The organism is Streptosporangium sp. NPDC049248 (assembly GCF_040678965.1).
In the GTDB taxonomy this organism is placed as follows: Bacteria; Actinomycetota; Actinomycetes; order Streptosporangiales; family Streptosporangiaceae; genus Streptosporangium; species Streptosporangium fukuiense.
Genome location: NZ_JBFAQY010000002.1, coordinates 587,077 through 606,609, shown reverse-complemented (window position 1 = coordinate 606,609; position 19,533 = coordinate 587,077). Strand labels below are relative to the sequence as shown.

The following is a 19,533-nucleotide window of genomic DNA, read 5'->3' as shown; positions in this document are numbered from 1 at the left end:
ACAGGCCAGGACCGGCCATCCTCTTGACAGGGATGTCCGTTTCCGGTGAGATGCATGAAAACGTATCCAATATCGGGTGAACACGGGGTTGGCCCGAGGCGCTAAGGACTTCCATGGCATCCATCGTTCTCAGCAAAGTCGACAAGATCTACGCGGGCGGCGTCAAAGCCGTGAACGGCCTCGACCTTGAGATCAAGGACGGGGAGTTCATGGTGCTGGTCGGGCCGTCCGGCTGCGGCAAGTCCACCGCCCTGCGCATGATCGCCGGGCTTGAGGACATCAGCGGCGGCGAGATCGCCATCGGCGACCGGGTGGTCAACCACCTGCCGCCGAAGGACCGCGACATCGCCATGGTCTTCCAGAACTACGCGCTCTACCCGCACATGACCGTCGAGGAGAACCTCGCCTTCGGTCTGAAGCTCCGCAAGATGCCCAAGGCGGAGATCGCCAAGCGCGTCAACGAGGCCGCCAAGATGCTCGGCCTCGACCAGTACCTCAAGCGCAAGCCCGCCGCCCTCTCCGGTGGCCAGCGCCAGCGTGTCGCCATGGGCCGCGCCATCGTGCGTGAGCCGCAGGCCTTCCTCATGGACGAGCCGCTCTCCAACCTGGACGCCAAGCTCCGCGTCTCCATGCGGGCCTCCCTCAACACCCTGCACGAGCGCCTGGGCGTGACGACCGTCTACGTCACCCACGACCAGGTCGAGGCCATGACCCTCGGCGACCGCGTCTGCGTGCTCCGCGACGGCCTGCTCCAGCAGGTCGACACCCCGCAGAACCTCTTCGACAAGCCGGTCAACCTGTTCGTCGCCGGCTTCATGGGCTCCCCGTCGATGAACTTCGTCAACGCCGAGCTGGTGCGCGGCGACGGTGGCGCGGCCGTCGCCTTCGCGGGCTTCAGGCTGCCGGTGCCGAACGAGACCTTCACCGAGAAGCGCGGCCTCGACCAGTACTTCGGCAAGAAGATCATCCTGGGCATCCGCCCCTCCGACTTCGAGGACTCGGTCGCCGCCAACGGCGCCTCGGGCGGCTGGACCCGCCTGCAGGTCCGCGCCGAGGTCACCGAGGAGCTGGGCTCCGAGATCAACGTGCTCTTCCTGATCGACGCCCCGCCCGTCCAGCACCAGGACACCGTGGCCGCCGCCGACGCCGACGGTGACGAGGAGGCGACGCTGCCGCTGGTGGGCGACAAGTCGCTGTGGACCGCCCGGGTCAACTCCCGCAGCCACGTCCGCCCAGGTCAGAACGTCGAGCTGGTCGTCGACACCCACAACCTGCACTTCTTCGACCCGGTCTCGGGCCTGGCGATCGGCCACGAGGCCAACGTTCGCGTCTGATCCGGCCCGGCGGACCTCAGGGGCCGTCGTCGACCACCCCCGCAGGCCGGAAAGGGCCCGCGCCACGACCCCCTCCCGTGGCGCGGGCCCTTTCTGTCGGCGACGTCAGGCCGGCGACGTCGGCCGGTGTTGTCATGTCAGTGGCGTCAGGTCAGCGGCGGCCGAGGCGGCGGGAGACCAGGGCGATCACGTTGGCCGGAAGCAACCTGCTGACCCCGACGACGGCCTTGTAGCGAAGGTCGGGGACGCTCACCAGCACACCGCGGGCCAGATCGCGCATGGCCTCGCGGACGACGTTGTCCGCCGACAGCCACAGGAAGCCGGGGATGCCCGACTTGTCTATCGAGGCGCGCTCGTGGAACTCGGTGTGCACGAAACCCGGGCACAGGGCCATCACCCGCACGCGGCTACCGGCCATCTCCATGGCCGTGGACTCGCTGAAGTTGACCACCCACGCCTTGGAGGCGCTGTAGGAGCCCCCGGGCAAGAACGCCGCCACCGACGCCACGTTGATCACCGCACCCCGGTCGCGCTCCCTCATGCCCGGCAGCGCGGCCAGCGTCAGCCGCAGCACCGCCTCGCAGTGCAGCTTGAGCATCCGCACCTCCTCCTCCACGGGGATGTCGAGAAAACGGCCCTGAAGGCCGAAGCCCGCGTTGTTGACCAGCAGGTCGACCCCCTCGCGGAGCCGTCGCTCCACCGCCTCCAGCCCCTCGTCGGTCACCAGGTCGGCGGCGAGCACCTCGCTGCTCACCCCGTAGCGCAGGCGCAGTTCCTCGGCGACCGAGGTGAGGCGTTTCTCGTCGCGGGCGACCAGGACGAGTGAGAATCCGTCGGCGGCCAGACGTCGGGCGAAGGCGGCGCCGATGCCGGCCGTCGCCCCGGTGATCAATGCGGTTGGCATACCCGCAGTCTAGGGACGACACGGTGCGGGAAGGACAGGCGAAGGCCCGGAGACTCCCGGTCGGTGGCCGTGTCGACCAGTGATCGTCAAAGGGCGGAGAACAGTTGGCGATCTTTCGGTAAGTGTCACGAGGCGGCGAGTCCGTTTCCGACGAGGTTGCATATAACGGGTTCCAGGGACATGTCGCCCGCACTCCGGGTGTCGTTTCCACAGCTTGAAATGCCGCCATCGGGGAGCTTGAAATGGCTGGAAAGTGTTTGGTACCCACCGTCTTGACGATGACCGTCGGGGCCGTACTGGCCTTCGGAATATCAACGGCGGCCTCCGCCGCGACCTCGACCACCGCGACCGGCCTGTCCGCGCCGGCGGTCCAGCCGGTGCCGTACCCACCGCGTCCCGCGGAACAGGTCAACACGATCCATCAGGACCAGAAGCAGGCGAACAACATCCGCCTGGAAAACCGCAGGAGGCATCACCGTAACTGCAGGGAGCACTGCCGTAACTGCGGAAGGAACTGCGGTGGTGGCGGCTGCGGGAGAGGCGGGAGAAGCTGTGGGCCGAGCGCGGTGGCGGGGAAGCAACTGCCGTTCACGGGGGCGCCCATGGGGGCGATGGCCGCGCTCGGCGGCGGCCTGCTGGCCGCGGGGGCGACCGGCACGCTGATCTCGGTACGGCGCCGTCGATCCGCCAGTGCCGAATAGGAGGCGACGCCTGACAGTCGTGGTGGGCCTGCTGGTCCCCGCAGCCCTGGGGCTGGCGGGAGGCTGGTCGGTCCACCTCGGCATGCGCGTGCGCGATCACCTGGAGGCCGCCAGGGGCGCGCTGGTCCAGTTGCGCGCGGTGGTGGGCACGGGCGATCCGCGCACGGTGACCGAGGCACTGGCGGCGGCCCGGCGGCACGCGGTCGAGGCCCGGCGGCTCACCGGAGGCCCGGAGTGGTGGGTGATCACGCACACCCCGATCGCGGGGAACGCCGCGACGACCGTGCGCGGTCTCGCCGGGGCCACCGCCGAGCTGACCGATGTGCTCACCGGCGTGCGGGAGGCGGCCGACCCTCTCCTGACGATCGGGACGCGCTCCCCGGGCGACCTGCGGCATCAGCTGGTCGCGCTCGACGCCGCGGCGCCGGTCCTGGACGACGGCGTCACCCGTCTCGGGCGGGTGCTCACTCACCTGGCGGCCACTTCGGACCACACCGGCCTGGACCGGCTGGACGAGGCGCGTGACACGGCACTGAACGAGATCGGCCGACTGCGTGGCCTGCTCCGCGGCGCGGCGGACGCGGCCGCCCTGTTGCCCCCGATGCTCGGCCGCGACGGCCCCCGCCGTTACTTCCTGGCGTTCCAGACCAACGCCGAGGCGCGAGGCACCGGGGGACTGGTCGGGGCCTTCGGCATCCTGAGGGCCGACCGTGGCCGGGTCTCCGTCGAGCGTCTCTCCGCCAACACCGGCCTGGCCACGAGCCCGGTGCCCGTCGCCGACCACGGCCAGGACTTCCTCGGGCGCTACGGAGCGAGCGCGACCAGGATGCTCTCCATTTCCAACCTCTCCCCGCACTTCCCGTACGCCGCGGCCACCTGGACGGGGCTGTGGGAGCGGCAGTCCGGCGAACGGCTGGACGGTGCCATCGCCACCGACCCGGTGGGTCTCGCCCACCTGCTGAAGGTCATCGGGCCGGTCCCTCTCCCCGGCGGGAGCGAGGTCACCGCCGAGAACGTCGTCGACCTCACCGAGCGGGAGGCCTACGCCCGCTACCCCGACCCCGCGGCACGCAAGCGGTTCCTCATCGAGGTCGCCGGTGCCGTCAGCGAGGCGCTGCCCAAGTCCCTCGTCGCCCCCACAAGGCTGCTGCCCGTGCTGTCCGACATGGTGAGCGAGCGGCGGCTCCAGATCTGGAGCCGCCACCAGGCCGAGCAACGGCGGCTGTCGGGTACCCCGGTCGGCGGCGTGTTGCCGTCGCGCCCGGGCCCGTTCGCGGGACTGGTGGTCAACAACTCCGCCGGAGGCAAGCTCGACTACTACCTGGAGCGCTCCCTTGGCTACGAGCTGGGCCCCTGCCAGGGCGGGCTGCGCTCCTCGACGGTGCGGATCCGGCTCACCAACGACGTCCCGAGACGGACGCTGCCCTCCTACGTCACCGGCAGGCTCGACGCCCCGCAAAGCGGCCACACTCCCGGTTCCAATCTGCTGTGGGTGTCGCTGTACGGCGGACTCGACGCGAGGATGACCGCGGCGCGCCTCGATGGCGAGCGGGTGGCGGTCATCAGGGAGGCCGAACGCTCCCACCCCGTCTACTCGGCTCTCCTGGAGTTCGCCCCGGGACAGTCCAGGAGGCTGGAGTTCGACTTCACCGAACTCGCCTCCGACGATCCGCCGGTGGTGCCGGTGCAGCCGCTGGTCCGTCCCCAGCGGACTCATGTCACCCAGGACCCGCGAGGTTGCGCCTTCTGACGCCGAACTCCCCGGCGGGACGAAGGGTGGACCCGCCCGGTGCCTGTCCTCGCGGGGTGTCGGCGCCGTATCGGCAGAAAAGAGCAAAGAGGCGCGTGCCACCGGCGATGGCGTGACGCGAACGATCTACCCTCGCGCCATGAGGGCTTCACCGGGGACCGATGGGATCGCACAGCACCCCGTGACCGCGGCGGGCGCCGGAGCACCGGGCGAGGGCGTCCCGGCCGGGCACGAGGACTGCGGGCAGCGCTGCTGGCGGGAGACGGGGGATGCGCGGGCGCCGCGGGACGGTGCCCGCTTCCGCATCCTCTTCGTGTGCACCGGCAACGTCTGCCGTTCCCCGATGGCCGAGCGGCTGACCCGCTCCGCCCTCGGGCCGTGCCCGGCGGTCCAGGTGATCAGCGCGGGCACCCACGCCGAACCGGGGCGGGAGATGACCGAGCATGCCCGGCGGGTCCTGGTACGGCTCGGCGGCGATCCGGCCGGCTTCGGCTCCCGCTCGCTCAGCCCCGAGCTGGTGGCCGCCGCGGACCTCGTGCTGACGGCCACCCACGGGCACCGCGCGGAATCGGTGGCCATGCACCTCGCGGCGGCCACCCGGACCTTCACCATCGCCGAGTTCGGCACGCTGGTGCGGGCCGTGCCGCCCGAGGAGATCGTCCGGCACCGGGATCCCGTACGACGGGCCCGCGCACTGGTCGACGAGACACGGGCGATGCGCGGGCTGGTCCGGGTCGACCGGCTGGACATCGCCGACCCGTACCGGCGATCCCGGCTGGTCTATCGGATGGTGGGACGGCGCATCGCGAGATCGCTCGCCGTCCCACTCCGGTTGCTCACACACCCACCGGCTTCTTGACCGGCTTCTTGACCTCCGCCTGGTACTCGTACCCGTAGCCGTGGTAGGCGTCGTTACCCGAGGGGACGAAGTTCAGGACGGTTCCCACCACGCGGACGTTGATCGACGACAGCAGTTCCGAGGCGCGGGCCATGTGTTCCCGGCGGGTCTTGCCGTACCGGGCGACGAGCAACGCGCCGTCGCAGAGTGCGGCGATCGCCGCCGCGTCGGTGATGGGCAGTAGCGGCGGCGCGTCGATGATCACCATGTCGTACGCCGCGGTGAGCTGGGCGAGTACCTCACGCATCCCGCCCGAGCCGAGCAGCTCGCTCGGGTTGGGCGGGATCTGGCCGCTCGGCAGGACGGACAGACCGGCCTCGCCCCAGACCTGGATGACCTCGTCCAGGCGTGCCCTGTCGATCAGCACGTCCGTCAGGCCGATCGCCCCCTCGATGCCGAGATAGCGAGGAATGCTGGGACGGCGCAGGTCGCCGTCCACCAGGACGACCCGCCAGCCGGCCTGGGCCAGCGTGATCGCGAGGTTGGCGGAGGTCGAGGACTTCCCCTCGCCCGGCAGGCAGCTGGTGACCACGAGTGACTTCGGCTGCCGGTCGACGCCGATGAACTGCAGATTGGTGCGGAGCGCGCGAAACGCCTCGGATCTGGTGGACCGGCCGCGGTCGCGCAGGATCAGGGGGTAGTGCCGCGCGTCCCGCTCGTAGCCGATGACCCCGAGGGTCGAGTTGCCCGACGCCTCCTGCAGTGCCTGGGAGGTCTTGATGGTCGTGTCCAGCCGGTCTCGGAGGATGATCGCGGTCATGGTGGCCAGCAGCGCGGTCAGCACCGCGACCGCCAGGTTGGCCAGTGGTCTGGGACTGACGGGTTCCTCCGGGACATCCGCCTGGTCCACTATCGTGATCTTGACGGTGGGGCGGCTGCGCGGAGTGGGCCGCTCGATCTGGTCGATCAACTCGGCGAACCGGTCCCCCAGGGCGTTGGCCAGCTGGGAGGCTCGCGCGGGGTCGGCGTCGGTGACCGTGGCACGCAGGAACACGGTGCCCGGGACGGCCTCGGCGGTGATGTTCTGCTGGAGGCGCCCGATGTCCTCGCCCTTGACGATCTGGCCGACCACCCGGCGGCTGGACAGCAGGCTGGCGTAGGAGTGCACCCGCTGGGCCGACAACATGCCCGCCTGATAGGCGGTGGAGAGACTGCCCTCCTTGTCATAACCCGACACCAGCATGGAGATCGTCGCGACGTATTTCGGCGGCGTGTTCGCCGTGATGGCGAGCGCCGCGCCTACCGCCAGGATCATCGAGAGGAGGAGGAACAGCCAGTTCCTGCGCGCCAGTCGTACGTAGTAGAGCAGATCCACGGGGTCAACGCCGCCTTTCGCGGATTTTCTGAGGGGCCTTGGGGCGCTGGACCGGCGAGTCGACGCTCGCGCCGCGCAGTAGACCGATGAGAACGACGGCGATCACGCCCGCGATGACCACCGCGATGAGCGGTGACAGCCGGCCCAGGAGCACCGTCAGGCAGAGGGCACCGGTGATCGCCGTGATCGTGCCCAGCGTCACGGAGACCGCCCGGGTTCCCAGGCCGATGTGGCGTAGCCGGTGAGACAGGTGATCGGTGCCGCCCTGCAACGGTGAGCGGTTCGCCAGTATCCGGGAGAGGAAGACCACGCAGGTGTCGACGGTCGCGACGAAGGTCGGCAGGAACAGTCCGGCGATCGTCGCGTCCGGGGGCCGTCCGGTGACCAGGACGGCCGCCGAACAGGCCAGTGTGAATCCGAGGAACAACGATCCGGAGTCCCCCATGAACACTCTCGCGGGCGCCCAGTTGTGCGGCAGGAAGCCCAGGCACGCGCAGGCGAGCGCGGACAGGAATACCGCGAGCGCGGTGTGGCCCTGTACCAGGGCCGTGGCCGCGAGGAGACCGGCGGTCACGGTGGCGACGGTTCCCAGCGCGCCGTCCATGTTGTCCAGCAGGTTGAAGGAGTTCGTCATCACGACGACCCACACCACGGTGAGGGCGCCGTCCAGCCACGTCCCGGTCAGGGGTGCCTGGACGCCGGAGAGCACCACCCCGATCGCCACCACGGTCTCCACGGCCAGTCTGGTGGCCGCGGGCAGGGGGGCGATGTCGTCGATCAGGCCGAGGACGCACACCGCGGTGGCGGCGAGGAGGATCGCGGTGATCTGCAGGTCGGCGAGGCCGAGCGCGGCCACGGTGGGCACGACCGTACCTACCATGATCGCGATGCCGCCGAGGTACGGGGTCGGGCGGGTGTGGGCCTTGTGCCCGCTGGGGTGGTCGGTGAGATCCCATCGCAGCGCCAGGCGTCTCAGCGGCACGGCGGCCGTCACGCTGAGCAGGCAGGCCGCTCCCGCGGTGAGGACGATCGTCCCGCTCACCGGGGGAACACCGTCGGATCTCCGCAGGACTCTCTGATGATCTCGGTGAGGATCTCGTCGAGAGTGCGTCGCGGGGTCCAGCCGGTGAGCGTGTGGAGCTTCGTGGTGTCGGGGACCCTGCGGGTCATGTCCTCGAATCCCCGCTCGTAGGCCTCGGAGTAGGGGATGAGGTCGACCCCGGAGGTGGATCCGGTGAGCTCGATGATGAGTTTCGCCAGCTCCATGATGCTGACCTCTTCGGAGGAGCCGATGTTGAACGTCTCACCGACGGCCGCGTCCTCGTCCAGTAGCCGGAGCAGCGCGTCGATGACGTCCGCGACGTGCGCGAAGCAGCGGGTCTGGGTCCCGTCGCCGAAGACCGTCAGCGGCGTGGCCGACAGGGCCTGCCGGACGAGACTCGGGATCACCATGCCGTAGGTCGGGCTCTGCCGCGGGCCCACGGTGTTGAACAACCGGACGACGATCGTCGGCAGGCCACGCTCCCTGTGGTAGGCGTTGGCGAGGATCTCGTCGACGGCCTTGGCGGTGCTGTAGGCCCAGCGGACCACCGCGGGGCTGCCGAGAATGCGATCGGCGTCCTCGCGCAGCGCATCGGAGGAGTTCTTGCCGTAGATCTCGCTCGTGCTGGTGATCAAGATCTTCTTCCGGTACCGGTGTGCGGCCTCGATGACGATCTCCGAACCCCGGATGTTGGTCGTCAACGACCGCAGCGGTTGCTCGACGATCAGCTTGACGCCGACCGCGGCCGCCAGGTGGACGACGACGTCGCACCGGTGGACCAACTCGTCGACCATGAGTTCGTCCAGCACCGAACCGTGCACGAAACGCAGGTCCGGGTGGGGTCGCAGGTTCTCCAGCCGCCCCGTCGAGAGGTTGTCCAGGACGACGACGGAGTCACCACGCGCGAGCAGCGCGTCGGACAGGTGCGATCCGATGAATCCACTGCCACCCGTTATCAGATAGTTGGTTCTTAGTGTCGTGCTCACGGGTTCCCCTCATCACGTGCTTGGAGAGATCTCTGTTGGCGGGAGGAGGCGGTGGTTCACGCGTACGTGCCAAGCGTCGACTCGATGCCCGGAACCTGGGTCGTCTCGAACCAGCGCACCGTTGTGCGGAGCCCGTCCTCAAGCGGGACGGGACACACACCGGGGAACAGTTCGCGCAGAAAATGGGGAGAGGCCTGGGACTGCCGGATGTCGCCCGCCCTCGGCGGCAGGTGAGCCGACTCGACCGGCCGGCCGAGGACCTCGGCGAGGACGTCTATCAGGTGCCGGAGGGAGACCGTGGTGCCGAACGCCAGGTTCACCGGCTTCGTGCTGGTCATCCGACACGCGGCCGCGTCGGCGAGGACCCGGGTGACCGACCCCACGTAGGTGAAGTCCCGCGACTGGAGGCCGTCGCCGTGCAGCGGCACCGGCTCGCCCCGCAGCGCCGCCGAGACGAACGCCGGAATCACGGCGGCGTAGGCGTGGCCGGCGGTCTGCAGCGGGCCGTAGACGTTGAAGAAGCGGAACGGCAGCACCGGCAGGCCGTAGCTGTGCGCATAGGCCATCGCGTAGGCCTCGCCCGCGAGCTTGCCGGCCCCGTACGGGCTGAGCGGTCTGGTGGGCAGGTCCTCGTGCTTGTGGGGTTCGGGACTGTCGCCGTACACCGAGGAGGAGGAGGCGAGGATCACGTGCGGCCTGTTCGCGCGGCACGCCTCGAGCACGTGGAGGGTGCCCGTAGCGTTGACGGAGTGCGAGGCCAGCGGGTCGAGGAGCGAGCGGGGCACCGACGGGCGGGCGGCGAGGTGGATGACGGTGGCGACGTCCGCGACGAGGTCGGCCAGGAGATCCCGGTCCAGGATGCTGCCCATCACGAAGTCCACCCCGACACCGTCGAGGTTGGCGAGCTCTCCGCTGCTCAGGTCGTCCAGCACGGTGATGTTCTTGATTTCGGGCCGAGCTGCGAGCGCACGACACAGATTCGCGCCGATGAACCCCGCTCCACCGGTCACCAGGACTCTCACTTGTTCATTCCTCTCATGATTCCTGTCGTAACAAGGCGATCGCGGCGTTCTGCGTACAGTGCTCGATAAAGGGCTTCGGTGTCCGCGACGAGGCGCTCCACGTTGAAGGAGGAATCGGCCCATCGGCGGGCCGCCTCGCCCATCCGGCAGGCGAGCGCGGGGTCGGAGAGCAGCCTCACGGTGTGTCGCGCCAGCTCCTCCGCGTCGGCTCCGGCCAGCAGGCCGGTGCGCCCGTCCTGGACGATCTCGGCGACGCTTCCGACTCGCGTGGAGACGGCCGGGGTTCCGGCCATCCCGGCCTCGATGAGGGTGAGGGGCGTGCCCTCGTTGTCGGAGGTCAGCAGGATCACGTCGGCTGCGGCGTATACCGTCTCGACATCTTTTCTCCACCCGAGCATGCGAAAGGAGTCCCCCGCAGGCCGGATGCTCCGCTCCACCTCCTCCTTGAGATCGCCTCCTCCGCAGATGACGAAGCGGCAGTCGGGCAGGCTCCGCAGGACGGCGTTCGCCGTGGCGACGAACCGGTCCGGCCGTTTCACCGATGTGAGCCGTCCCACGAAGGCCACGACAGGCACGTCCAGGGGAAGGTTCAGAGCGGCACGAGCCGCCCCGCGCTCGGGAATCCGGTCCAGCCGGACACCGGGTGGTATCACGACATACTGCTCCGACCGGCCGATCCCGGCCGCCAGCAGGTCGTCGCGGACCTGAGATCCGACGGTCACCAGCCGATCCGACATGGACGCGAGGAGCCGTTCCACCTGTACGTACAGGTGACGTTTGGCCGGTGAGAAGTAGCCGTGCAGGAGATGGCCGTGGAAAACGTGGATCCGGGCCGAACCGACGCCGGCGAGGCGTGACGCCGTACGGCCGAGCGCACCCGCCTTGGCCGTCCGTGTGTGGACGATGTGCGGGCGGAACGCACGCATGGCGCTGATCAGATGGAAGAGGGCCCGATAGTCGTCGGTGGGCCTGAGCGGCCGGCCGAGGCCCGCGACCCGGTGAACCTGCACCGCCGAGTCGCGGAGCCGGAGGTGGTCTCCCTCGCCGTTGTCGACGTGACCGGTGTAGAGATGGTGGTCGAACTCATCCGGGTTCAGCCCTTCAGACAATCCCATTACCTGGGTAGCGGGACCGCCGACATTCATCCGGGCAATGATTTCCATGACACGAATCCGACTGTCGGGCTTCACACAGGCTCCTTGCTGACAGGCGTGGCTCACGTCGAGAAGCTAACTAGGGATTCGGGCCGTTCCGTCCACGCCGTCACGGCGGTGGTGAAATGTTTTATCGCTCCCTACCTGCGCGTTATCGAGCCGCGTTGCTCGGTGTGACAGCCGTCCGCGTCGCTTCACGGACAGCGGGCTCAACCGACGGGATACGCCGGCGAAAAGAATCGGCAATGGGGGGTAATCACCAGACCATGGACATCCTTCGGACATGAGGACATCCGTCCCTCGGCGCTAGCGTCGCCGACGCAGAGTCACTCGCCGGTGGGTCAAACCGACCGCCGGCCCCTGTGACGTCGTCCTGACGCGGATCGAAGGTAGCCTCCCGTGGAATATCTCATCGTTGCCGCCGCCGCAGTGGTGCTCGTCTTTCTTGTCCGTGCGAACCTGGACGCCGCAGTGGCGCGCCGGGTCCTGCCGGTCCTGCTCGCCGCCTTCGTCGTCCGGCTGGTCGTCCACGTCCTGGTGATGCGGAGCGGTGTCATCGACTACGGCGGCGACAATCTGGGTTACGAGGGGAGGGCCGTTGGAATCGTCGAATACTGGAGGCAGGAGGGTTTCCAGTTCGTCACGGCCGATGAGATCGACACCCTCACCTCCGTCGCTGTGCCGTGCCAGGTCTTCGCGATCGTCATCTACCTGTGCGGTGGCCTCGCTCCGCTCGCCTGCACCGCCATCGTCGCGCTCCTCGCCTGTGCGCTGTGCATCGTCATCTACAGACTTGCCCGGCTCGTCGGTGCCGACGAGCGCTCGGCGTTTCTGGTGCTCGTCGTCACGGCGTTCATGCCCGCGTTCCTGTTGCACACCTCGGATACATACAAGGACGGCTTCAACGCATTTCTCGTGGTGACCAGCATCGGCCTGGGAGTTTCGCTTTCACGACGATTCGACCTGCACAGGCTCCTCATGCTCGTCCCGCTGCTGTGGGCCCTGTGGTACGTGCGGCCGTACATGGTGTTCATGTGCGCGGTGCCGCTGATCCTTGGCCTGGTGGGTCTCAAGAGCGTGTTCTCCCCGCGGCGCATGCTCGTCTTCGCGATGCTGCTGGTATCCGCCGTGTTCGTTTTCGGGGGCGTTTGGGAAGCCCAGCTCGAGGTGGCCCAGGAGCAGCTTGAGAACGGGCAGTCGGCGGCCGTCCGTCGTGCCAACGGGGACGGGAGGTCGGGCGTCGTCTTCGAAGACGGCGGCGACCCGTGGAACGCGCTCGGCTCCAAGGTGCTCTACACGCTCCTGTCCCCGTTCCCCTGGACCGAGGGCGGCCTGATATTGCATCTCGGGAAGATAGACGTCCTTATCTGGTATTTCCTTCTTTACAGTGCGGCGCGCGGGTGCCGCCGGCTGTGGCGCCGTGACCGCGCGACACTCCTGATCCTCATGTCGTTCATCATCCCGGGCACGATCGTCTACGCCAGCACCATGGCCAACATCGGCCTGATCTTCCGGCAACGCATACCGATCGTCCTGGTCACGAGTGTGCTCGCCGCAGTGGCGTGGAGCAGGAGCTCATGGGGCGAGGAGCAGCCCGCGGCCGCTCCTCCATGCGGGCGGCCTGCCGATGGCGGTGTCTCGAAAGTGATCTGACGGCGCGACCGGGCCGGGTCGCCGGAGGAAACGCGGCCGGTGCTTCAACGCCGGAACCATACCTCCGACATGACCAACGTTGGCCGAACCTTTCGCCGGTGCATGCTGATCATCACGGCTGCGCGCCCGCCGTCCGCCGTAGCATCGGTCGCGATACGACAGCCTGCGAATTCGCTTCAGGACGGATGGTTCGATCGCACGGCACCGAGCCGGCTCGAAGAGCCCGCACGCGGTCTCCTCCGGCTGCCGTCCGTTTCCAGGATCCGCCCTTTCCCGAGATGGGAGCCATGTGGTGATGATGCACCGGATCGACGTGAGTGCGGTCCCCGGCCTGGTCCTTGCCGGACGGCGGGCAGGCGACGATAGATCGCGCGGGGGAGCCGTCGTACCGCCTGATGTCTTCGCGACAGTGGTATGAGGTGTGCCGGATGCTGGTCACCGTTCTCACTCCCACGTTCAACCGGGCAGGGTATCTCCCGGAACTCCACGCGAGCCTGTTGCGTCAGGACATGGACCTGGAATGGGTCGTCATCGACGACGGGTCGACCGATGACACCGAAGATGTCATGGAGGAACTGGCCCGGATCAGCTCGTTCCCGGTCCGCTTTCAACGGCAGCCGAACGGTGGGAAGCACTCGGCGTTCAATCGCGGGGTCTCGATGGCCCGCGGCGAACTGATCGCTCAGATCGACTCGGACGACCTGCTCGTTCCCGGCGGGCTGCGCCGCCTCCTGGACCATTGGTCCGATATCGGGGACAGCCGGAGGTACGCCGGGGTCGCCGGCCTCTGTGTGGACGAGCGGGGGCACGTCGTCGGTGAGAGATTCCCGCGCGACATGATCGATGCAAGCTGGCAGGAGGCGCTCTATCGGTATTCCACGGCCGGCGACAAACCGAGGATGTACAGGACCGATGTCCTCCGCGCGCATCCCTTTCCCCTGAGAACGGGGTACGTCGCCGAAAGCGTGCTCTGGCGGGCGATCGGAAGAAATTATCTGACGCGCCACGTCAACGAGCAGGTCGTCGTGTGCCGTATGTCCGCGCAGAATCGCCTGACCCGGCGTCCCTTCGCCGAGATCGCCTCTGGGGCCGTCATGCAGCACGGCATCACCCTCGCGGAGGACATCGCATGGCTGCGCTTCAGGCCGGTTCATTTCGTCAAGGCCGCGGTGAACCTCTCGCGGGCCTGTTTCCATCAGAAGGAACCGGTGTGGCGCCGCTCCCGCGGGTTCGACGCGGTGGCCGCCAGAGCTCTGAGCATGGGCTCGATACCACTTGGCTGGGTGTTCTACCGCATGGACCTGCTCTCCTCTGGCTCATGAGAAAGTCATCATGAGCGTTGCGGGGAGATTCGGCCCTCCCGGCTGAGGGCCCGTGACGTCCGTGACCGGTGTCTGATCACGGCCACCGCCGGCCCCCAGACGCCTCCGTGGACCTCCCCTGGAAGGAACGCGGCATCAGGCGTCATGGCGGCGCCACCGGGCGATCAGGCCGGAGTCCGTCAGCGGCGCCAGTACCGAACGCGCCTCGGACAGGCGAGGTAGGAGATCGCGTAGCGGGAGGTGCGCCGAACGCGTGAACCATGCGACTTCGAGCAAGGCCATGAGGATGTAGGCGACGCTGGACGCGAGGGCGGCGCCCAGCGCGCCCCAGCGAGGAATCAACACCAGGTTGAGCAGGACGTTCATGGTCAGCGCGCCGACGGCGATGACAGTCATGGAGATCGGCCGGGCGAGCCGTACGAGATGCTGCTCGACCAGCCGGATCACCGAAAGCGCGATCATTCCGGGGGCCAGTGCCAGCAGCGGTATGACGCTACCGGCGAAAGGCCGGCCGTAGACCAGCGGGATCAGCACGGGGGAGACGGCCGCCAGGATCCCGATGAAGGCTGCGGAGAGAAGCAGGTTGAGCCGGAGGGCGCGGACGGTGACCTGCTCGGCCTGCCGGATGTCGCCATAGGCCTGCCGGGGAAGCATGACCCGGGTGATCGCCTCTGCCGGGATGCAGGCAAGGGAGAGCGTCGTGACCGCGACGGTGTAGATCCCGACCGTGGCGGCGGAGTCGAGAGCGTTTATCAGCAGGGTGTCAACGGTCATCAGGAGATAGAAGGCCACCAGCCCGATGTGGTAGCGGCTCCCCACGGCGAGCTGGCGGCAGGCGAGCCGACCGTCCGTCAGCAGGGGACGTGGGCGGAGCGCCCGGATGAGAAGGATGAAAGGAAGGACCACTGACATCGTCCAGCACACGATGACGCTGGTCACCGTGATGTGGCCGGTGGCCGCCAAGACCAGAAGGGGGAGGCACTGGATCGACGCGGCGGCGACGGTACCGCGGTTGATGATGTCCACCTGTGATCGCAGCAGCGCGATGCCTTTGAGATTCGTGGCCGCCACCCCGAAGGGCACGGTGAGCAGTGCCAGGCCGAGCAGCGGAGACGTCGTCGGCATGGCGCCGACACGCATCAGCGTCAGCGCGATCAGTGCGGTGGTCGTCCCCGAGAGCAGGCCGATTACCAGGCCGTTCGCGAGGAGACTGCCGTGCCGTGCCCGGTCCGTCCACAGATAGATCTGTGCTTTCTCGACGGACAGGTGCCCCAGCAGGATGGCGATGAGCGTCGTGGTCGCGATGACCGAGTAGGTTCCCCGCCCCTCGGGCTGAAGGGTGCGTGCGATCAGCACGCCCGTCACCGTGCCCAGCAACACCTGGACCGCATGGCTCCCGACGGTCTGGAGCACCCTGCTGAGGGAGGAGCTCAGGTACGCGGTACGGGGCATCGCAGTTGCTAGGCGTGGCATCCGGCCCCGCTGATGAGGGCGGCGTTCGGGGTTGCGTGCGTTCGGTGCCAGAGCTCGAACTGCAGCAGCGCCCACAGCCGAACGCTGTGGTCGGCACCGTCGATGTGCTTCCGGAGCAGCTCCTGGACCACCGCCGGCCGGAACAGGCCCCTGTTGCGGGCGGTGTCGTCGGTGAGCATGTCGTAGGCCAGTTCTCGCAGTTCGCCACGGAGCCACGAGGCTAGAGGTACGGCGAACCCCTGCTTGGGATAGCGCAGCAGTTGTTCGGGCAGCCAGGGGGCCACCGCTCGTTTGAGCAGGAGTTTGGTCTGACCGTTGCGGATATGCAGTGCGCCGGGAAGGGCGGCCGCCCACTCCATTATGTGGTGGTCCAGGAACGGCGAACGGGCCTCCAGCGAGTGGGCCATCGATGTGATGTCGGCCTTGACCAACAGGTCGCCCGGAAGGTAGGTAAGGGTGTCGACATCCATGACACGGCCGAGATCGGTCTCAGCCGATGAACCCTGGAAGGCCTCCTCCAGCAGGCGGTAGCTGTCCACCCCCGTCAGTAGGTCCCGGAGCGCGTCGCTGTAGATCGTGGATTTCTGCTCCGGGGTGAAGTAGGACATCAGGCGGGCGTAGCGCTGTGACGGACGCGCCGCGGTGAACCTCATCAGCCGGCCCAGCTGATGGGGCAGAGATCGGGAGTCGCTCCGCTCGCTCACGAGGGTGCCGGTGCGCGTGAGCATCGCCGCCAGGGCCGGGGGCAGCGCCGGAATCCTGCGGGCCTGGTTCATCAACGCGTAGCGCCGGTAGCCGCCGAAGCACTCGTCGCCGCCGTCTCCGTTGAGCGCGACGGTGACATGCTGCCGGCTCAGCTGGGCCACGTGGAAACTGGGGATCGCCGAGGAGTCGGCGAACGGTTCGTCGAAGTGCCAGGCGAGGCGTGGCAGTATGTCGAGCAGGTTCGATGTCACGACGAGCTCATGGTGATCAGTGGAGTACCGGTCGGCGACCATCCGTGCTTTGTGGCGTTCGTCGTACCGACTGTCCTCGAAGCCGATGCAGAATGTCTTGACCGGTTCGGTGCTCTGCATCGCCATGGCGGCGACCACGGCGGAAGAGTCTATGCCTCCGGACAGGAATGCCCCGATGGGCCGCTCGCTCACCATGCGGATCCGGGTCGCGTCCAGGATCAGCTCGCGTAGCCGTTCCTCCTCCTCCCGCTGGTCCAGCACCGGTCGTGGGGTGCGGTCCAGCTGCCAATAGCGGTTGACCGTGATCCTGCCGCGTTCCCAGACGAGCACGTGTCCGGGAGAGAGCTTGTGCACGCCCTGGTAGATGGACCACGGCGCGGGGACGTACTGGTACGTCAGATAGTGATGCAGGGCGACGGGATCGATCTCGCGGCCCATGCCGGGGTCCTGCGCGAGAGACTTCAGCTCGGACGCGAACCGGATAGAGGAGTGGTCGGCCCGCCAGTAGAGCGGTTTCTTGCCCACCCGGTCCCTGGCCAGAACCAGCCGCTGGCGGTCTCGATCCCAGATGGCGAAAGCGAACATCCCCCTGAGCCGGTGAACGAGCTCTACGCCGAACTCTTCGTAGAGATGCACCAGACATTCGGAGTCTCCGGCGGTACGCAGACGGTGCCCCTTGGCGATCAACATGTCGCGGAGTTCGGCGAAGTTGTAGATCTCGCCGTTGAACACGGCCACGACGCGGTCGTCCTCGTTGTAGACGGGCTGGTCGCCGGTCGCCACATCGATGATCGCCAGTCGGCGCATGCCGAGTGCCGCGTGTTCGTCACTGTGGAAGCCCGCGCCGTCCGGTCCCCGGTGCACGATCACATCGCACATGCGGCGGACGAGTTCGGGGTCTGGGTGTGATGTTGTGGCCATTCCGGCTATTCCACACATCGGGTCTCCAGGAGTTGGTGGTACAGGTTGATGTGCTGGGTGGTCATGGCGGTTGCGTCGAGGTTCTTGCGTGCCCAGGCGCGTGCTGCGGTCGCCAGGGTGGTGGCGTGCTGGGGGTGGGTGAGCAGGTGGGTGATGGCTTCGGCCAGGGCTGCGGGGTCGGCGGGGGGGACGAGGAGGCCGCGGTCTTCGAGGAGTTCGGGTGTGCCGCCTACCGAGGTGGCGATGGTGGGTCGGCCGGCGGCCATCGCTTCCATGACCGCGTTGCTGAGGCCTTCGGACAGGGAGGGCAGTACGACGATGTCGGCGCGGGCCAGGAGGCCGGCGGTGTCGGTGCGGGATCCGAGGAAGCGGACGTCGAGGCCGAGTGTGGTGGCCTGGGTTTGGAGGGGGGCGTATTCGGGGCCGTCGCCGACGAGGATGACCGTGCAGGGGTTGCCCTGCCGGGCCAGGGTGGCGGCGGCGTCGATCAGGAACCGGTGTCCTTTGATCTCCAGGAGGTTGGCCACGCACAGGATGACGGGCAGGGAGGTGTCGATGTTCTCTGGTTCGGCCGGGTCGAAGGCCGTTTCGGGGAGGCCGTTGTAGATCACGCTGAGTTTGTGCGCGGGGAGGCGTTCGACGGTGCGGGCGTCCTCGGCGACGGCGGCGGCGTTGGCGATGACGTGGTCGGTGACGCGGTTCACGGCCCGTTCCAGAGCCAGCACCCACCAGCGTTCCCGCTTGAAGAAGCTCAGACTGCGCCGGCCCGCGACGACGACCGGAACCCCCGCCAGCCGGGCGGCGGGTGGAGCCACGACGTAACCGAAGTAGAGAAACGCATGCAGCACCTGAGGCCTCAGATGTCGCAACAGACGTATGAGACGGCCGGCGGCGCGCAGGTTGGCGACCAGGGCCGACGGTTCAGAGGAGAGGGATACGAAGCCGAGCCGGTGCACCTCGATCCCCGCCAGGCGCAAAGTCTTCGCATACCCCTCATCTCCCCACAGGACGAGCACGCTGACGTCGATATTCCTCGCGTGCAGTTGCCGGGCCAGCAGGGAGACCTGCACCTCGGTCCCCCCGGGCAGCGTCAACTGCGGGATGAGAAGCGCGACGCGCCGGAGGCCGGACCTATCGCTGGCCGCCACGACGTTCCCCTTCCGGAGGCTGCTCTTCGGTATGAAATCCAATGTGAGGTGCCACATCCGCGGTTCTCAGCCGGAGTGGTCGTCAGGTGTGCGGTGAGGGTGGAGATGTGACCGGCCGGCCGGGCGGGGCCGTTTGACAGGTGTCACCCTGAGGAGGACCGAGAGAAGTCGGCCGCCGAGCCTGGCCAGGCCCGCCGAGGCCCGCCGATCGCCGACATGCGGACGCCGGTTATTTGACGCCGCGGATGACGTACAGCCCGCGGTGACGTTCGATGGAGACCTCACGCAAACCCAGCTCCTGTGTCCACCGCTCAAGACGTCGCCGGGTCTGCGGTTTTTCGTAGCGCGGCGAGAGCCAGTCGAAGGTGTCCAGCACCGACCAGCTCCGGGCGGTCTCTCTGTCCGTCACCCCCAGATAGCGATGGTTCGCGACCGGGATCAGGCGCGCCAGGCACTGTCCCGCCCACGGGACGGCGCTGAGCTTCATGGACAGGGGGAGCAGCTTCGGCACGGCCTTCTCCACGAGGGCGTAGAGCTTGGCGGGAGGCACGTGTTTGGTGATCGGACGCAGCAACTGCCGGGGATGGGGATAGGCGACGATCGCCGCGTACACGTCGATGCAGAACCGGCCGCCGGGCCGCAGATAGCGGAACAGCGTTTTGAACGTCTTTTCGACGTCCGGCGTGTGCTGGATCACCCCGCAGCAGAACAGGAAGTCGAACGACTCCTCGGGAAACGGCAGTGCGTAGATGCTGGCCTGGACAAGCCTCAAACGAGGAAAGTGGCCGTTCGAGGCGGCGTTGGCGTGGACGGCGCTGGATATGTCGACCGACGTCACCTGGGCGCCGGTCTCGCACAGGACCTCGGTGAACCGCCCCGCCCCGCTGCCGCATTCGAGTACGGCCTTTCCCGCGAGCTCGGCGGCCGACCAGCCGCTCGCGTTCATCAGTCGAT

16 protein-coding genes are annotated in these 19,533 nt (G+C 68.0%); 6 read left to right on the top strand and 10 right to left on the bottom strand.

The window, feature by feature from the left end; all coding sequences use genetic code 11:
• The first annotated feature begins 113 nt into the window (after positions 1–113).
• Positions 114–1,334 (top strand): sn-glycerol-3-phosphate ABC transporter ATP-binding protein UgpC, encoded by a 1,221-nt coding sequence (gene ugpC, locus AB0K21_RS06495; RefSeq protein WP_343983176.1) that lies wholly within the window; start codon positions 114–116, stop codon positions 1,332–1,334.
• A gap of 151 nt (positions 1,335–1,485) precedes the next feature.
• Here the strand turns inward: ugpC and AB0K21_RS06490 are convergent, their stop codons facing one another.
• Positions 1,486–2,238, bottom strand: coding sequence for an SDR family oxidoreductase (locus AB0K21_RS06490; protein ID WP_343983172.1), 753 nt, complete (start codon positions 2,236–2,238; stop codon positions 1,486–1,488).
• 278 nt (positions 2,239–2,516) lie between these two features.
• On the opposite strand from AB0K21_RS06490, the gene AB0K21_RS06485 reads away from it, so the two are divergent.
• From AB0K21_RS06485 to AB0K21_RS06475, 3 genes are all read left to right on the top strand, one after another.
• Positions 2,517–2,939 carry a hypothetical protein gene (locus tag AB0K21_RS06485; RefSeq protein WP_364148317.1) on the top strand — a complete coding sequence of 141 codons (423 nt, stop codon included), beginning with the start codon at positions 2,517–2,519 and terminating at the stop codon, positions 2,937–2,939.
• 19 nt (positions 2,940–2,958) lie between these two features.
• On the top strand, positions 2,959–4,689 hold the full coding sequence (locus AB0K21_RS06480; RefSeq protein ID WP_364148314.1) for a DUF4012 domain-containing protein: 1,731 nt from the start codon (positions 2,959–2,961) through the stop codon (positions 4,687–4,689).
• Between the two features lie 139 nt (positions 4,690–4,828).
• On the top strand, positions 4,829–5,548 hold the full coding sequence (locus AB0K21_RS06475) for a hypothetical protein (protein WP_364148312.1): 720 nt from the start codon (positions 4,829–4,831) through the stop codon (positions 5,546–5,548).
• Here the strand turns inward: AB0K21_RS06475 and AB0K21_RS06470 are convergent.
• Genes AB0K21_RS06470 through AB0K21_RS06450 form a run of 5 tightly spaced genes read right to left on the bottom strand, consistent with a single transcriptional unit; the run spans position 5,526 to position 11,097 of the window.
• A complete protein-coding gene (locus AB0K21_RS06470; protein WP_364148309.1) occupies positions 5,526–6,902 on the bottom strand; it encodes a polysaccharide biosynthesis tyrosine autokinase in 1,377 nt (458 codons plus the stop codon). The genes AB0K21_RS06475 and AB0K21_RS06470 overlap by 23 nt on opposite strands.
• Positions 6,903–6,906: 4 nt before the next feature.
• Positions 6,907–7,944, bottom strand: coding sequence for an MraY family glycosyltransferase (locus AB0K21_RS06465; RefSeq protein ID WP_364148307.1), 1,038 nt, complete (start codon positions 7,942–7,944; stop codon positions 6,907–6,909).
• Positions 7,941–8,930 (bottom strand): GDP-mannose 4,6-dehydratase, encoded by a 990-nt coding sequence (locus AB0K21_RS06460; RefSeq protein ID WP_343983155.1) that lies wholly within the window; start codon positions 8,928–8,930, stop codon positions 7,941–7,943. Before AB0K21_RS06460 ends, AB0K21_RS06465 begins: the two co-directional genes overlap by 4 nt.
• 56 nt (positions 8,931–8,986) lie before the next feature.
• On the bottom strand, positions 8,987–9,952 hold the full coding sequence (locus tag AB0K21_RS06455) for an NAD-dependent epimerase/dehydratase family protein (protein ID WP_343983152.1): 966 nt from the start codon (positions 9,950–9,952) through the stop codon (positions 8,987–8,989).
• Entirely contained in the window at positions 9,949–11,097 is a 1,149-nt protein-coding gene (locus AB0K21_RS06450; RefSeq protein ID WP_364148397.1) for a glycosyltransferase, read from the bottom strand. Before AB0K21_RS06450 ends, AB0K21_RS06455 begins: the two co-directional genes overlap by 4 nt.
• A 408-nt stretch (positions 11,098–11,505) precedes the next feature.
• Between AB0K21_RS06450 and AB0K21_RS06445 the strand changes: the two genes are divergently transcribed.
• Together AB0K21_RS06445 and AB0K21_RS06440 are read left to right on the top strand one after the other, a co-directional pair.
• The gene (locus AB0K21_RS06445; RefSeq protein ID WP_343983149.1) at positions 11,506–12,759 is read left to right on the top strand and encodes a hypothetical protein; all 1,254 of its coding nucleotides are present in this window, start codon (positions 11,506–11,508) and stop codon (positions 12,757–12,759) included.
• A gap of 428 nt (positions 12,760–13,187) precedes the next feature.
• Complete coding sequence (locus AB0K21_RS06440; RefSeq protein WP_343983146.1) at positions 13,188–14,081, top strand: glycosyltransferase family A protein; 894 nt, start codon at positions 13,188–13,190, stop codon at positions 14,079–14,081.
• A gap of 135 nt (positions 14,082–14,216) precedes the next feature.
• Here AB0K21_RS06440 and AB0K21_RS06435 read toward each other — a convergent pair whose 3' ends face one another.
• From AB0K21_RS06435 to AB0K21_RS06420, 4 genes are all read right to left on the bottom strand, one after another.
• On the bottom strand, positions 14,217–15,533 hold the full coding sequence (locus AB0K21_RS06435; RefSeq protein ID WP_343983143.1) for a polysaccharide biosynthesis C-terminal domain-containing protein: 1,317 nt from the start codon (positions 15,531–15,533) through the stop codon (positions 14,217–14,219).
• Between the two features lie 8 nt (positions 15,534–15,541).
• Entirely contained in the window at positions 15,542–17,431 is a 1,890-nt protein-coding gene (asnB, locus tag AB0K21_RS06430; protein ID WP_343983140.1) for an asparagine synthase (glutamine-hydrolyzing), read from the bottom strand.
• Positions 17,432–17,436: 5 nt separating this feature from the next.
• Positions 17,437–18,579, bottom strand: a complete 1,143-nt coding sequence (locus AB0K21_RS06425) for a glycosyltransferase (protein ID WP_364148301.1) — start codon at positions 18,577–18,579, stop codon at positions 17,437–17,439.
• 229 nt (positions 18,580–18,808) lie between these two features.
• Positions 18,809–19,525, bottom strand: a complete 717-nt coding sequence (locus tag AB0K21_RS06420; protein ID WP_364148394.1) for a class I SAM-dependent methyltransferase — start codon at positions 19,523–19,525, stop codon at positions 18,809–18,811.
• Positions 19,526–19,533: the final 8 nt, after the last annotated feature.

Bases quoted from the DNA above. Each gene is read 5' to 3' on its own strand.
- asnB (WP_343983140.1), bottom strand. From the start codon at position 17,431: ATGGCCACAACATCACACCCAGACCCCGAACTCGTCCGCCGCATGTGC.
- AB0K21_RS06440 (WP_343983146.1), top strand. From the start codon at position 13,188: ATGCTGGTCACCGTTCTCACTCCCACGTTCAACCGGGCAGGGTATCTC.
- AB0K21_RS06450 (WP_364148397.1), bottom strand. From the start codon at position 11,097: ATGAATGTCGGCGGTCCCGCTACCCAGGTAATGGGATTGTCTGAAGGG.
- AB0K21_RS06490 (WP_343983172.1), bottom strand. From the start codon at position 2,238: ATGCCAACCGCATTGATCACCGGGGCGACGGCCGGCATCGGCGCCGCC.
- AB0K21_RS06475 (WP_364148312.1), top strand. From the start codon at position 4,829: ATGAGGGCTTCACCGGGGACCGATGGGATCGCACAGCACCCCGTGACC.
- AB0K21_RS06485 (WP_364148317.1), top strand. From the start codon at position 2,517: ATGACCGTCGGGGCCGTACTGGCCTTCGGAATATCAACGGCGGCCTCC.
- AB0K21_RS06435 (WP_343983143.1), bottom strand. From the start codon at position 15,533: ATGCCCCGTACCGCGTACCTGAGCTCCTCCCTCAGCAGGGTGCTCCAG.
- AB0K21_RS06420 (WP_364148394.1), bottom strand. From the start codon at position 19,525: ATGAACGCGAGCGGCTGGTCGGCCGCCGAGCTCGCGGGAAAGGCCGTA.
- ugpC (WP_343983176.1), top strand. From the start codon at position 114: ATGGCATCCATCGTTCTCAGCAAAGTCGACAAGATCTACGCGGGCGGC.